Origin of the sequence: Ruminococcus sp. (assembly GCF_017549005.1) — a bacterium.
In the GTDB taxonomy this organism is placed as follows: domain Bacteria; phylum Bacillota; class Clostridia; order Oscillospirales; family Ruminococcaceae; genus Ruminococcus.
In genome coordinates this window covers 48,097-61,972 of sequence record NZ_JAFYYT010000040.1, presented here as the reverse complement: position 1 = coordinate 61,972, position 13,876 = coordinate 48,097, and the positions used below count along the sequence as shown (strand labels likewise).

Below are 13,876 nucleotides of genomic sequence, written 5' to 3'. Positions count from 1 at the left end.
TTTATCAGAGATCGGTACTGCTGTTTTTGCAGTCGTCTATTGCTGTTATCAAAGCCTTAGCGGCTTCTTCCGGTGTAATGTTTTCAAGCTGTGCTGCAGCCATTGTCTGATGTCCGCCGCCGCCGAGCTGTTCCATAACGACCTGAACGTTGAGTCCGCCCAGCGACCTTGCGGAGATATTCACGATATTGTTTGTCTTATAAATAACAAATGAAGCGTCAACATCCGTTATGCCGAGAAGCTCGTCCGCAGCCTGCGGAGCAACTATCCTTATATCGTCGGAATTGAAATCGGCTGAAGCGATGGCACAGTTGTTATGTATCTTCGCAGAAGCGACTATCTGTGTTTTTCTTCTGTAAGAATCTATGGAATTTGAGAAAAGATGCTTTACGGCGATAGTATCAGCTCCCAGCTTTTTAAGGAAAGCAGCAGCCTCGAATGTCCTTACGCCTGTACGCATTACAAAATTCTTGGTGTCGAGCATTATTCCCGACAACAGAGCGTCGGCAAAGCAGCTCGCGATTTTTTCGTCATTCGGGTAATTCAGGTACTGGATTATCTCCGTGACCATTTCTGAAGCCGATGAAGCATAGGGCTCATGGTGGAAAATGACTGCGTCGTCGATGAAATTCACAGTTTTTCTGTGATGATCTATGACGACTATAGCTCTCGCTCTCTCATAAAGAGTACGGCTTTCGATATAATCCTTATTATGGGTGTCAACTATGACGAGAAGGTCATTTGGCGCTATCATACTTTCCGCTTCCTGGGGAGTAATGAAAAGAGCCCCTTCGGTTTCAGCATCTATCTTGTCGATAAGATTTGCGGCGAGGTTTTTTGAGCGGTCTACAGCTATAAAAGCTTCTTTTTCGAGGTTTATGACCGCACCAGCGATACCGCAGGCAGCTCCGACCGAATCAAGATCGCCGAAGCGGTGCCCCATAATGAAGACCCTGTCGCAGTTTGCGATAAGATCCTGCAGCGCGTTGGCAATGATCCTTGTTTTTGAGCGCGAACGTTTCTCAACACCGCTGGAAACACCGCCGAAAAACCTGTATCCGTTATCGGTTTTTACAACAGCCTGGTCGCCGCCGCGTCCGAGAGCCATATCAAGGCACTGTCTTGCGAATTTTTCGCTTTCGGCAAGGGAATGAGCTCCCTGACCCACGCCTATTGAAAAGGTAAGGGGATATTTGCCTGATATTTTGATATTTCTTGCAGAGTCAAGGATCTTGAACTTCTCCTCGATAATTTCATTGAGATGCTTGTTCTCAATAATGGCAAAGAAAGTGTTTGAAGAAGTTTTTTTAATAAAACCGTTGGTTTTACTCATGAAATTTTCGATAAGCTTCTCGGTTTCAACGGAAGTCTGAGCTTTTTCACTTTCCTTTGCGTTCTGCATTATATCGTCGTAGTTGTCTATTGTGATGATGACAACGTTCGGGTGAGACTCAAGCATATCCCTTTTAATGGTATAATAGTTTGTATCATCATGGAAGTACATAACGAGGAAAGACATATCATTTTTCTCGAATTTTTCCGATGTCACGTTATAAATACAGCCGTTTACGGGACATATCGCGTATCCGTTCCTTGATATAATATCGATATCCATTTTTACGAAGCTCTCAAAATCAAGTCCGTAAACGTCCTGACCGAGACCGATCTTTTCAGAGAATATCTGATTATACCAGACAAACTGCCTGTTATCGTCAATAACGGCCACAGGTGCCGGCAGAGAATTCATAAATTCAGCAGCCGAGCTTTCAAGGTGCTGATTCATTTTAGAGATACGTCGCATGGAATTGCGCGAATATATTATTGCATAAACTATACAGCTGAATATAAGAGCTATCGCAGCGCCAAAGAGTATGTTGATGATAGTACTGTTGTTGTTGCTGAGCAGAAATGCAGGTATCAATACCCCCAGCGCAAGCAGATGAAGTGTCAACATAACTGAGGGGAATTTATTTTTCACCTTAATGCTCCTTTCGGATCGATCATGTTTCCATTATAATAGGTAAGATCATAGGACTGCGCTTTGTTTTCTGGTAGATATAGTCAGAGAGCGCGTCGCGAAGCTTGCCCTTGAGGGAGTTCCACTCTCTGAGTTCGCTTGATGAGCAGTTGGCAAGGGTATCTGTGAGAAGTCCCTTAGCTTCAACCATGAGTTCTTCCGACTCACGGACATAAACGAATCCTCTTGAAATAATATCGGGACCAGCAACGATCTCGTTGGTGCTTCTCTCAATACCGATAACTATTATGATAAGTCCGTCCTGTGCAAGATGTTTTCTGTCTCTCAGTACGATAGAACCGACATCGCCGACTCCGAGACCGTCAACAAGAACTCTGCCTGCAGGCACCTGTGAAACGACCTTCATGGTGTTTCCGTCTGTTTCGATGACATTACCTATCTCGGCAATGATAACGTTTTCTTTTGGCATACCGAGCTGAAGTGCAAGGTCTGCGTGCTTTTTCAGGTGCTTGTACTCGCCGTGTACAGGTATGAAGAACTTCGGCTTTGTCAGCGACTGCATGAGCTTGAGCTCTTCCTGACATGCATGGCCCGAAACGTGTACCTCGTACATTGCTTCATAAACAACTTCAGCTCCTGATTTCATAAGCTCATTAACAACTCTGGTAACGAATTTCTCGTTTCCGGGGATAGGTGTTGCCGAGATAATTATGAAGTCCATAGGCGTGATATTGACCTTTTTATGGTCGTTCATAGCCATACGTGTAAGAGCCGACATAGGCTCGCCCTGACTTCCGGTAGTAATAAGGACTATTCGCTCGCTCTCATAACGATTCATCATTTCGATGTCAATGAAAATTCCGTCGGGAACTTCAAGATATCCGAGCTCAATGGCAGTGTTTATTACATTTACCATGCTTCTACCGAAAACAGCGACCTTTCTGCCGTATCTTTCCGCACAGTTTACTATCTGCTGAACACGGTGGATATTGGAGGAGAAGGTTGCTATGATGATACGTTTTCCCTCGCCCTTCTGGAAGAGCTTGTCGAAGGAATCGCCTACAGTACGTTCCGAATGAGTATAACCCGGACGCTCTGCGTTGGTCGAATCAGCCATAAGAGCAAGAACGCCGCGGCTTCCGAGCTCGCCGAATCTTGCAAGGTCAATGATCTTTCCGTCGATAGGGGAGTAATCAACCTTGAAATCGCCTGTATGAACGATAACACCTGCGGGAGTATGGATAGCCATACCGACCGAATCAGGGATAGAATGGTTTACTTTGATAAATTCAACAGCCATACAGCCCATTTTTACGGTCTTCTTGGGCTCAACGACGTTCAATGTTACCTTTCCGTAAAGGCCCTGTTCCTTGAGCTTGCCCTCGATAAGTCCGACAGTAAGCCTTGTAGCGTATACAGGAACATTTATTTTCTTCAGAAGGTAAGCAAGTCCGCCTATATGGTCCTCATGACCGTGAGTGATAACGATACCTCTTATCTTCTCCTGATTTCTCTCAACATAGGTAAAATCCGGGATAACGATATCAACACCCGGCATATCCGCATCAGGGAAGGCAAGTCCGCAGTCGAGTATGAACATATCGTTTGAACACTCGAAAACGGTCATATTCTTGCCGATCTCGTTTAGTCCGCCCAGCGGAATGATCTTAACAGGAGTCTTCTTGACTTCCTTTGGCTGTCTTGCACGGCTTTTGGTCTTGTTTTCAGCCTGTGTCTCTGTTTTTACGTTGGTTTTCTTCTCCCTGGTTTCCTTATCCTTTGGAACAGCTCTTTTTCTGTAGGTTCTCTTAGGAGCGGCAGACGCGCTCTGTTTTGCCTTGCTGTTTTTCTCTTTTTCGTTCACTATATGACCTCACTTTCAATAATTGGGAAGACCTCCGCGTGAACGCCGCGAAAGCCTAAAAGTGTATTTAAGTAAAGCTGCGGAACAGTACCGGAACGTGAAAGATCGGCGCCGATACAATAAGATAGCGATAAAAAGACTAATCACATACAAAGCAGGGAACCGTACAAGCTCATTTCCGAGCTGAACCTGCGTAAACACATACGTGATCTGTAAAATATAAAAATTCCGAAGCAATAATGACTGCTATCGCCGTGCAGCCTCTATCTTAATGACGTTATTACGCCATAAAAGCCTAAAAAATATAAATAACGCATATACGGGATCGCACCGTGAGCGCAAGTATTCAAATATAATTATACAAAAATAAAATATGGATGTCAATAGAAAATCGGAAGGATTTTAACATTAGTCATTATAAATAATTTTTGCTCACAGCTAATGCTTATTTGTAGATGGCTTTATATGCGTTGAATTTGTCGGTATACAGGGCTTTAAGATAAAAATATTATTATTTTGTACTTTTTACGATTGGCTGACCAATTTGCATATATTCATTCAGCCAGTCCCTTAAAACAACGGTCACAGTATTTATTGACTGATATGACCGTTGTTATTCCTTTCTGACATCTTTTGCAAGGTACAGGAGCGCAAAAATGTTGGCAAAAGCCATCAAACCGTTAAAAATATCCGATAAAATCCATAATTCGCCGGTCCGGAACACAGCTCCTGACGCTGCCGCAGCAGAAAACAGAAAATAAAATATCATGGGGCATCTTCCGAAAATGTAACTGAAAGCTCTCATACCGCAGTATGACCAGCCGATAACAGTGCAAAAGGCAAATACCGACATCTGAGCCGCAAGGATAATCTCGGCCGATTTTCCCGTAACAGGCACAAAAGCGCCGTATACCGTCTGTGCTCCTGTGCAAAGAAGAGTTACAGCAGTCAGTGTGCAGCACAAAAACGTATCTATGAATACCTCGAGCATACTGCACATTCCCTGAGTCTCTGCCGACCTGTAGTTTTCGGCGGAGCTGTGCAGTATAGGTGAGCTTCCGAGCCCTGCCTCGTTTGAGAAGATACCACGTCTTATACCGACTGATACAGCTTTGGATATGCTGTAACCCGAAACTCCTCCGAAAACCTGTTTTATACCCAAAGCCTCGGCAAAAATACGTGCAAAAACATCAGGAACGCCGCATTCAGAACTGATTATCGCAGAGACACACAGAAATGAATAAGAGAGCGTCGCAACAGGGAGCAGAAACTGCGCTATGCTGCTTATTCTTCGTGAGCCGCCGCTAATCGAAATGAAAATAACGGAAAACATTCCCGTAAACATAAAAAACACCGGAATATCCGCAATTCTCCCGATATTATTTGCCATTTCGTTTATCTGTACCATTCCGCCCATGCCGAATGAGGCAAGCAGACAGCATACGGCAAAAACTACGGAAAGCAGGCGGCTCCCTACGCCGAAGCGTATATACGCCATAGGTCCGCATATGCTTTTCCGGCTGTATTTTGCAGACAGGCAGTTTTCGGCATATACCAAAGCCATACCTGTAAAAGCTGATATCCACATCCAGAAAACTGCTCCGGCACCGCCGATTCCGATAGCAGAGGCCACTCCGGTAATATTACCCGTGCCCATTGCTGTTCCGAGAGACATTGAAAAAGTCCTGAACTGCGAACGCTTATTCTTTGAGACTCTGAGCCTTTTGAATATATACGGGAACATTCTGAACTGGACGAATCCTGTTTTTACAGTATAAACAGCTCCTGTAAGCAGAAGCAGCATCATAAGACCCTTGCCCCATATGTAGGAATTGACCTTTTCAAGCATAGTACACCGCATTTCTGCCATTTTTAGCGCTAAAGTTTACAATTTGTCTTTATTTTTAGTTTTACATCAGTAAAAAAATGTGTTATAATGTATTAGATTTTAAAAGGGGAGGCGTGAAATGAAGGAATATGAACCTGACAAACATTGTCTGACAACGATGAGAATACTCATTACAGCTGCGGTCATCATTATCATTTCAGCTGTCAGGTATTTTGTCCCTTTTGACAGAATCGTGTTTTTTACCGAGATAATCGTGATTTTTGCAGCTTTAGCCGAGATGTTCGTGCATCTTCCGCTTTTCTTTTCTTCGATAAAATATTCTGCCACTGATACAGAAATAACCAAAAGCAGCGGCGTTTTTATAAAAGTTCATCAATCCGTGCGATATTCTTCGATACAGTACACCACTGTCATCAGCAGTCCTTTTTCACATTATACGGGCTTGAATTTTATAATATTCTTCGTTTACGGCGGACAGCTGAGACTTCTGTTCCTGAAACAGTCCGACGCAAAGGAGATAATCGCCATGTCGGGAAGCGTCAGCGGAAAGGCGGATAAAAATGTACCATGAACATCCTCTTAAAATTCTGAAATATTCCGCAAAGAACATATGGCTGCTGATTTTTCCGCTTATCCGAGGAGTCTATACGTATCATTTTGACAAGGACTGGCTCTACAGCTGGATAAAGGGTGCATGGTTCGATATCGCCGTTCTTGGAGCTATTCTTCTTTTCGGCTTTATAAGGTGGTATTTTTCACGTATAGACTTTACATCGGAGGAGCTTGTACACCGCGACGGCGTTTTTGTCCGTGTAAATACCTATATCCCGTTCAGAAATATCAGCTCGGCGACAATAGAGTGTCCGTTTTTTATGCTTCCTTTTAATGCAGTACGTTTTCGCTGTGATACCCGTGCAGGTATTTTCAAAACAGTGGATATGAAACTGATTGTAGGCAAAAAGGCGCGCGAAGCAATTATGCAGCGTATGCCCGATATAGACGAAAAGAATAAGATAGAAGGTATTCCGCAGCCGAACTCACTGTCTGTACTGCTGTTTTCCGTATTCTTTTCCAGCGGTTTTTCGGGAACGGTCTATCTTGCTACATTCTTTTTCAAGGGCGGAGATATCGCCTATAATATCATAATGCGCTCTCTTAATCTCATAACCGAGGAGACCGCAAAAATCACAGACAAACTCCTCCTGAGGATACCAACAGCCGCTATTTTTATCGGAGTTTTCTTTGTGGGTTCGTGGTTTGTTTCGTTTATAGTCAATCTTTTTCGATACGGTATGTTTTCGATCGAATGCGATAAAAACTCCATGAAAATAGCCTACGGAATAATCGAGCGCAAGGAATACAGAATCAAGAACTCCCATATAAATTACACGGACATGAGGCAAAACCTCATTATGAAGGTCATAGGAGCCGTAGCGGTAAATATCAGCTGTGCAGGCTACGGTGCCTCAAAAAACAGACTGCCTGTTCTGCTCCCCGTAAAAAACGAGAAGAGTCTCGGCAAGAATTTGCAGGTAATAGGCGTGTACAGCGGCATAGAAAACAATTACAGTGCTCAGGCGGCAGGAATAGGCTCATATCTGCTTATTCCGCTCATTGTAGCCGCTCTTATAATTCCGTCGCATGACTGGGCGGCAAGGCTTTTTCCGCGTTTCGCCGAACTTTCGCTCTTTGTGGCTGTTATGCTTGAGATACCTGCCGTATGGTTCGTTATTGTGAAGCTTGTTGCTCTTATGACAAGCGGAATCGCCATTTACGACGATAAAATAATGGTAAGGTGCTCTAAATGGACGAAATTTCACACAGTTGTATCATCAAGGGATAAAATAGTAAAGCTCGAGGTCGAACAGAATCTTCTGCAGGCTCTGAGCGGCAGATGTGCCCTCAGCATATGGTTCGGAGGAGAGGAGCACAAGAGATTCAAGATAAAGGCAATGAGCGTTAAGGAAGCAAGGAAAATAGCTCATATTCTCGGATATAAGGTTGCAGACAAAGTGAAGGCTTGACATTTTGTGCAGGAAATGGTATTATTATCAGGTGAGCAGACTATGCGGTAGCGGAAACGTTATAGTTTACGAGGAAAGTCCGTGCATCACAGAGCAGGGTAGCTGCTAACGGCAGCCGAGGGCGACCTTAGGGCAAGTGCAACAGAGATATACTGCCGCTTTTATGGCGGTGATGGTGGAAAGGCGAGGTAAGAGCTCACCAGAGCGCTGGAGACAGCGCTGCTATGTAAACCCTATCCGATGTAACGCCTATTGGTGCTTGTTATCTCAACGTCTGCTCGGCGGATAACAAGTAATGGCGGCTTGAGCTTACTGGCGACGGTAAGACTAGATAAATTACCGCACTCGACAGAACACGGCTTATCGGTCTGGTCACAACAAAAAAGAGAGCGAAAGCTCTCTTTTTTGGTTTATGCGTCATTCTCTCCACTTTTTTCTGTAGGAAAAGCAGGTGAGATTTTCCGATTTCTTGAACTGCCTTGCAAAATAGCTCTGATCGTTGAAGCCACAGAGGTGCGCTATCTGTTCAACGGTCTTGTCCGAAAAACGCAGCAGTTTTTTTCCATAGTTTATCCTTGCAGTGATTATATGCTGAAAAATCGTCTTGCCGTATATTCGCTTGTATTCTCTTGTAAGATAGTATTTGCTTATGTAAAACTGCGAAGAAAGCTGTTCGAGAGAAATATCTTCGGCAAAATGTTCGTCGATGTAATTATGTACCGCAAGAAGTTTCTGCTTAAGAGCAGAGTCGAACTGCTGGTCGTTCTGGTTGACAGTCAGTGCAATGGTAAGAAGATCGACTATGAGCTTCGAGCTGATGATCTCTGCGTCGGGAAGCTTTTCGTCGTTGATATCCATTATTTTAGTGATAACAGAGACAACTTTATCGAAAAACTGCGGTCGGAATACTGCTTTTGACTGTGAAGTGAAGAATTCATAATACTGCTGCGAGGTACCGCCGTTGAAATGTATCCACAAAAGCTCCCATGGCTCGGCTTCGGAGCTTTTGTAGTAATATGGCTGGCAGCAGTCCACAAAGAAGCAGTCGCCGTTTATCAACGGAAATGTATCGTCGCCGACCATGAGCTCACCGAAACCGCTTACAACTGCGGCGATAAGGAAAGAATCGAGGTTATTTTTGTGATAGACCGAAGCTTCGTCCTTGATGGAATATCCTGCCTCCTGTACATAGAAAAAGGTATTTTTCGCAGAAGGACTGGGCGTGCATATTATCTGCCGCGAGGCTTTGCCTGCGATATCGTCAGGTATTTTCTGTTCCATTTGTTACTCCTTTTTACGAAATGCTCCTTATGTAGTGGAAAAGATACTGCTGGGCTATTCCTGCGTTCTTCTGAGCAAATGCAGGAAAACCGTCGGGATAATACTGTGCAAGAACTCTTTTTATCCATACATCAATGGGAAACGCTTCGGTTCTGTACATTCCGAAGAGCAGTACGCATTCCGCTACCTTTGGACCTACGCCCTTTATACTTTTCAGGGCCTTTCTTGCGTCATCAATGGGCATTTTTGCAATATTTTCAAGCTCTATCTCACCGGAAGCTGTTTTTACTGCGGCGTCCTCAAGATATTTTGCTCTGAAGCCGCTCCTGAGATAAGCAAGGGAATCCGCGTTTTCTCTTGAAAGTTCCTCGATCGTCGGAAATTCACCGTCGTAATGTCCGCAAAGACGGTCTATTATGCCTTTTATCCTGGGGATATTATTGTTCTGGGAAATAATGAAGGAAATAAGGCATTCCCAGCTGTCCTGTCTGAGAAGTCTTATACCTCCTGCATAATTACAGGCTTTTGAAAGCGTTTCGTCCTCCGAAAAGCATCGTTTCAGTTCTGAATAATCCGTCTCAAAATCGAAATAACCCGTCCATTTTTCAAGAAAAGTCTTTTCGTCGGTATCGTGAAATATAAACATTCCCTTATCGGTCTGCGAGACAGTAAGCTTGTCGTTTACAAAAGCTCCCGTATATGTGCAGCAGTAGTCCGACGGTATCTTTTTCCACCTGAATGCCTGTCCGCAGTCGAGAGTCTCATCGAGGTCAAGGTCGCTTTCGGAAACGATAATATCATTTCCTTTTATTTTATAATCCATAGAAGAGCTCCTTTGGTAAAACATTATACAAACAAAATGAAGTTTTGCACTTGATTTTTCTATTAAATTATACTAAAATATAAGTATAAATACAAGAGCAGAGGATGATTTTTTGAAAAAAATTTTTTTGGCAGGCGTTACAGCTGCTGCCTGCGTAATGCTGTTCGGCTGTTCATCGGAAAAGGCTGTTCCGAAAGAAGAAAAAAGCCCGGAAGCTACAAGTCAGCCGTTTACTGAAAGAAACGTGGAGCACTCGGAAGGAACTTACATTTTCGACAAGGCTTCGTTACTCAGCGCAGAGGATATACAGGCCTGCAACGACTACGCAGGCTGGCTTTATGAGAATAAGCTCATAAACGCGGCAGTTGTCACCACAAACGACCTTGAAGGAAAGTCTCCGTGGGATTACGCTGTTGACAGCTTTAACGAGATTTATGAGGGAAAGGGCAGCGGACTTGTTATCCTTATAAATAACGCAACAAATGAGGACATAGTTTACAGAACAGGCTCATGTCTAACAAATATCAGTCAGAAATCCGCTGATAATGCAATGTTCTGGGCAACAAAGGAAATAATGGGGAACAGTTACCGTAACGCTGTGATGAGACTTTTACAGCTTGGTGAGCTTTGCCCCGGGCATATGATCGACAACTCGCAGGTTTTCGCATATGAGGATATAAAAACTATTGAAAAGCGGCTCTCTTCACTTAAAAAGGACGTTACAGTGCTTTCGACCAGGAATGGTTCCTCATTACCGAATGATGAGATACTGAAAACGTACTATAAGCGCAGATATAATGACGGAAAGGGAATTATGCTCATGCTTGACATTAATTCCAGGACAATAATAGCATATTCTGACGGAAAGCTTCCCGACAAGCTCAGCGCACAGCTGAAATCAGCGTACGAGCTTGCATTACACGATGATTACATAGCTGCAGTAAACAAAGCTATAGATCTTGTTGAAAAGTAATACTATCACAGTAGGAGTTGATATTTTATGCCACCTGTAGGCGGACCGAGAGGAATGGGCTATCTCACCGAGGAAGAGAAGAAAAATCGCCCGAAAGTCACCAAAAAGCTTCTTAAAAGGATTTTTTCTTACCTGAAGCCGTACTGGAAGCAGATGATGCTGGTTCTTCTTGCCATAATCATATCATCAGTTCTCAATCTTCTTCCCTCAGTGCTTACTGGTAAGATCATCGACGAGGGACTTATCGGAAGGAGCCTTAATAAGCTGATCTTCTTCATAGTAATGTCCCTGGCGGTAACTCTTGCGGCAAATCTGATAGGCGTGCTCGAAAGCTACATGAATACATGGATAGCACAGCATATAACCTATGATATGCGCAATAAGATGTATGCGCATCTCCAGAAGATGTCACAGCGCTTCTTCACCACAAACAACCAGGGCGATATCATTACACGTATGACCAGTGATATTTCGGGAGTCCAGCAGATAATCACCAATACACTCACAAGCATACTTTCAAACTCGATAACGCTCATCGTAGCAATGATAGTCATGTTCAGACAGAACTGGGTGCTTGCCATAGTCGGCATACTTGTTGTTCCCCTGTTTGCTATCCCTACAAGAAGCGCAGGAAAGACAAGATGGTCTATCACAAAGGAGTCCCAGGCTTGCAGCGATGAAATAAACGGCATTCTCAACGAGACAATGTCTGTCAGCGGTCAGCTTCTTGTTAAGCTTTTCGGTATGGAAAAGACAGAGTACGAAAAATACGAGAAAGTCAATCATAAAATGATAAAGCTGAATATACGTGAGGGTATGGCAGGCCGGTGGTTCAGAGTTGCACTCACAACGTTCTCAAGTATCGGCCCTATGCTTATTTACCTCGCAGGCGGCATACTCATGATGAGATTCGACTCTGACCTTACTGTCGGCGATATAACAGTTCTTGTAGCTCTTCTCGGCAAGATGTACGGTCCTGTGAATCAGCTTCTCAACATACAGGTGGACTGGATACGTTCAATGGCAATGTTCACACGTATTTTCGAGTATTTCGATATGCCTGCGGAGATCGAGAACGCTCCCGACGCGATAATTCCGGAAGGCGAACCGAAGGGAGAAGTAGAGTTCAGGAATGTAGGCTTTTACTACGATAAGGAGCGTCAGATACTTGATGATATCACATTCAAGCTCGACAGCGGAAAATGCATAGCCGTCGTAGGACCTTCAGGTTCCGGCAAGAGCACTCTCGTAAACCTTATACCCCGGCTTTACGACGTTACTGCCGGTTCAGTGCTATTTGACGGCACAGATGTACGAAAGCTCGACCTCTCTTACCTTAGGGAGCATATCGGCATTGTAAGTCAGGAGACCTACCTTTTCAACGGCACTATACGTGAAAACCTCCTTTATGCCAAGCCTAACGCTACGGAAGAAGAGCTTGTCGAAGCCTGCAAACAGGCAAATATCTATGAATTTATAGAAAAACAGGAAAAAGGTCTCGATACTGTTGTAGGAAACAGGGGACTCAAGCTCTCCGGCGGCGAAAAGCAGCGTATCTCTATTGCAAGAGTGCTTCTGAAAGACCCTGCACTCATGATTTTCGATGAAGCTACTTCAGCTCTCGACTCCATATCCGAGCAGAAGATACAGGACGCCATAGAGCCGCTCATATCCTCACGAACAAGTATACTTATAGCACACAGGCTCTCCACTATTCTTGCTGCCGATGAGATACTGGTCATAAAGGACGGTATCATCTCGGAAAGAGGAACTCACATTGACCTTGTGAACCGCGGCGGCGTTTACTCCGAGCTTTACAAGACGCAGTTCAGCAAGGCTGAGAATACGGCAAGCAACTTCGATTATACGGAGGGCGAGGACTAAAGAAACAATAACAAAGAAAGGTTTGAGACAGATGAGTGAAAAAGATTTTTACATTGAAGCATTTGATAATCTTCCTGCGTTAACAGACAACAGTGAATCCATGAAAGAGATGTTTTCCCATGTCTTTTATGATTTTCTGCAGCTTCAGCACCTTTACGACTCTGCGATCGAGGTCGTAAAGACCTACCTTAATATACTGGACAACGAATTCGGAGTGAAATTTCAGCGAAATCCCATACATAACATAGAAAGCAGGCTGAAATCCCCCCAATCCATAATAGGAAAGCTACAGAAGAAAGGACTTCCTATAACCACGGACGCCGCAAGGAAAAATCTTCTCGATCTCGCAGGCATAAGAGTGACCTGTTACTACATAACGGATATTTACGCTATCGTGGAAATGCTGGGCAGACGCGACGATTTTACAGTCATCAAGCGCAAGGATTATATAAAAAAGCCTAAACCAAGTGGATACAGGAGCTATCATATCATACTGAATGTACCCGTTTATCTGTCGACTCACAAGGAGTACGCTCCCGTCGAGATACAGATACGCACCATAGCCATGGACTTCTGGGCAAGCCTTGAGCACCAGCTGAAATACAAGACAGCCTCCGAAATACCAAGCGAGATATCAGAGGAGCTCCGCCAATGTGCTGAGAGGATAGCGGAAACAGATATGCAGATGCAGCGCATATATATGCAGATAAACGATATGGAGTAAGAAAACGTTGTATCAAAGCGTATTTCGCCAAATTCCGCGTTAAAACTTACTGATTTACAAAAAAATCCCCGTTCACATCCATGACTTCCGGTGTTATAATGAAAATATCAAAAAGAACACAGGAAGGAGCATAAAAATGTTCGGGATAGTAAAAAAGATAAAGCACGATGTACGCGACAAGACCTTATACATGGAGATCTTCGGCGATAATAAGGTGGCATACAGGGTGCTGAGCGGCAAAATGCTGATGTACGGAGACGAAGTCATTACATACGGGATAGAGGTCGTGGACAAGAAAAGCGGCGATATGGAATGTATAGCTGATTTCTCCCGAAATATCGAGGACGCAGTTGCTTTTGCAGAGTCGCTCATCACCAATAAGAGCCGGCCGCAGCAGCTTTACAGCAGAGCACTCGATTATCTCAGAGTGTCGATCTGATATATTTTTTTCAATTCAGGTATAGACAAATCATATT

The 13,876-nt window shown here is 44.0% G+C and carries 11 protein-coding genes and 1 other RNA gene; 7 read left to right on the top strand and 5 right to left on the bottom strand.

Annotated features, from left to right (window positions below):
- Positions 1-4: 4 nt before the first annotated feature.
- The 3 genes from IKW96_RS10585 to IKW96_RS10575 form a co-directional block, all read right to left on the bottom strand.
- Entirely contained in the window at positions 5-1,978 is a 1,974-nt protein-coding gene (locus tag IKW96_RS10585; RefSeq protein ID WP_296574302.1) for a DHH family phosphoesterase, read from the bottom strand.
- Positions 1,979-2,000: 22 nt separating this feature from the next.
- A complete protein-coding gene (locus IKW96_RS10580) occupies positions 2,001-3,644 on the bottom strand; it encodes a ribonuclease J (protein ID WP_296574464.1) in 1,644 nt (547 codons plus the stop codon).
- A gap of 811 nt (positions 3,645-4,455) precedes the next feature.
- Positions 4,456-5,712 (bottom strand): sodium:alanine symporter family protein, encoded by a 1,257-nt coding sequence (locus IKW96_RS10575; protein WP_296574298.1) that lies wholly within the window; start codon positions 5,710-5,712, stop codon positions 4,456-4,458.
- A gap of 97 nt (positions 5,713-5,809) precedes the next feature.
- On the opposite strand from IKW96_RS10575, the gene IKW96_RS10570 reads away from it, so the two are divergent.
- From IKW96_RS10570 to rnpB, 3 genes are all read left to right on the top strand, one after another.
- Positions 5,810-6,262 carry a PH domain-containing protein gene (locus IKW96_RS10570; protein WP_296574294.1) on the top strand — a complete coding sequence of 151 codons (453 nt, stop codon included), beginning with the start codon at positions 5,810-5,812 and terminating at the stop codon, positions 6,260-6,262.
- Positions 6,252-7,715: a PH domain-containing protein gene (locus tag IKW96_RS10565; RefSeq protein ID WP_296574292.1), complete on the top strand. Its 1,464-nt coding sequence runs from the start codon at positions 6,252-6,254 to the stop codon at positions 7,713-7,715. The genes IKW96_RS10570 and IKW96_RS10565 overlap by 11 nt, the downstream gene beginning before the upstream one ends.
- Before the next feature lie 32 nt (positions 7,716-7,747).
- Positions 7,748-8,094, top strand: an RNA gene (gene rnpB / locus IKW96_RS10560) — RNase P RNA component class A.
- 38 nt (positions 8,095-8,132) lie between these two features.
- Here rnpB and IKW96_RS10555 read toward each other — a convergent pair.
- Both IKW96_RS10555 and IKW96_RS10550 read right to left on the bottom strand, forming a co-directional pair.
- Positions 8,133-8,996, bottom strand: a complete 864-nt coding sequence (locus IKW96_RS10555; RefSeq protein ID WP_296574290.1) for an AraC family transcriptional regulator — start codon at positions 8,994-8,996, stop codon at positions 8,133-8,135.
- A 13-nt stretch (positions 8,997-9,009) separates the two neighbouring features.
- Positions 9,010-9,819, bottom strand: coding sequence for a DNA glycosylase (locus tag IKW96_RS10550; RefSeq protein WP_296574288.1), 810 nt, complete (start codon positions 9,817-9,819; stop codon positions 9,010-9,012).
- Between the two features lie 112 nt (positions 9,820-9,931).
- Between IKW96_RS10550 and IKW96_RS10545 the strand changes: the two genes are divergently transcribed.
- The 4 genes from IKW96_RS10545 to IKW96_RS10530 all read left to right on the top strand — a co-directional run bounded on the left by IKW96_RS10545 (position 9,932) and on the right by IKW96_RS10530 (position 13,839).
- Entirely contained in the window at positions 9,932-10,792 is an 861-nt protein-coding gene (locus IKW96_RS10545) for a TPM domain-containing protein (RefSeq protein WP_296574285.1), read from the top strand.
- A gap of 27 nt (positions 10,793-10,819) precedes the next feature.
- Positions 10,820-12,676, top strand: coding sequence for an ABC transporter ATP-binding protein (locus tag IKW96_RS10540; protein ID WP_296574282.1), 1,857 nt, complete (start codon positions 10,820-10,822; stop codon positions 12,674-12,676).
- Positions 12,677-12,707: 31 nt separating this feature from the next.
- The gene (locus IKW96_RS10535) at positions 12,708-13,400 is read left to right on the top strand and encodes a GTP pyrophosphokinase family protein (protein ID WP_296574279.1); all 693 of its coding nucleotides are present in this window, start codon (positions 12,708-12,710) and stop codon (positions 13,398-13,400) included.
- A gap of 136 nt (positions 13,401-13,536) precedes the next feature.
- Positions 13,537-13,839 (top strand): hypothetical protein, encoded by a 303-nt coding sequence (locus IKW96_RS10530; RefSeq protein WP_296574277.1) that lies wholly within the window; start codon positions 13,537-13,539, stop codon positions 13,837-13,839.
- Positions 13,840-13,876: the final 37 nt, after the last annotated feature.

Coding starts and splice junctions, on each gene's coding strand:
- IKW96_RS10575 (WP_296574298.1), bottom strand. CDS start 5,712: ATGGCAGAAATGCGGTGTACTATGCTTGAAAAGGTCAATTCCTACATA.
- IKW96_RS10570 (WP_296574294.1), top strand. CDS start 5,810: ATGAAGGAATATGAACCTGACAAACATTGTCTGACAACGATGAGAATA.
- IKW96_RS10565 (WP_296574292.1), top strand. CDS start 6,252: ATGTACCATGAACATCCTCTTAAAATTCTGAAATATTCCGCAAAGAAC.
- IKW96_RS10555 (WP_296574290.1), bottom strand. CDS start 8,996: ATGGAACAGAAAATACCTGACGATATCGCAGGCAAAGCCTCGCGGCAG.
- IKW96_RS10550 (WP_296574288.1), bottom strand. CDS start 9,819: ATGGATTATAAAATAAAAGGAAATGATATTATCGTTTCCGAAAGCGAC.
- IKW96_RS10540 (WP_296574282.1), top strand. CDS start 10,820: ATGCCACCTGTAGGCGGACCGAGAGGAATGGGCTATCTCACCGAGGAA.
- IKW96_RS10535 (WP_296574279.1), top strand. CDS start 12,708: ATGAGTGAAAAAGATTTTTACATTGAAGCATTTGATAATCTTCCTGCG.
- IKW96_RS10530 (WP_296574277.1), top strand. CDS start 13,537: ATGTTCGGGATAGTAAAAAAGATAAAGCACGATGTACGCGACAAGACC.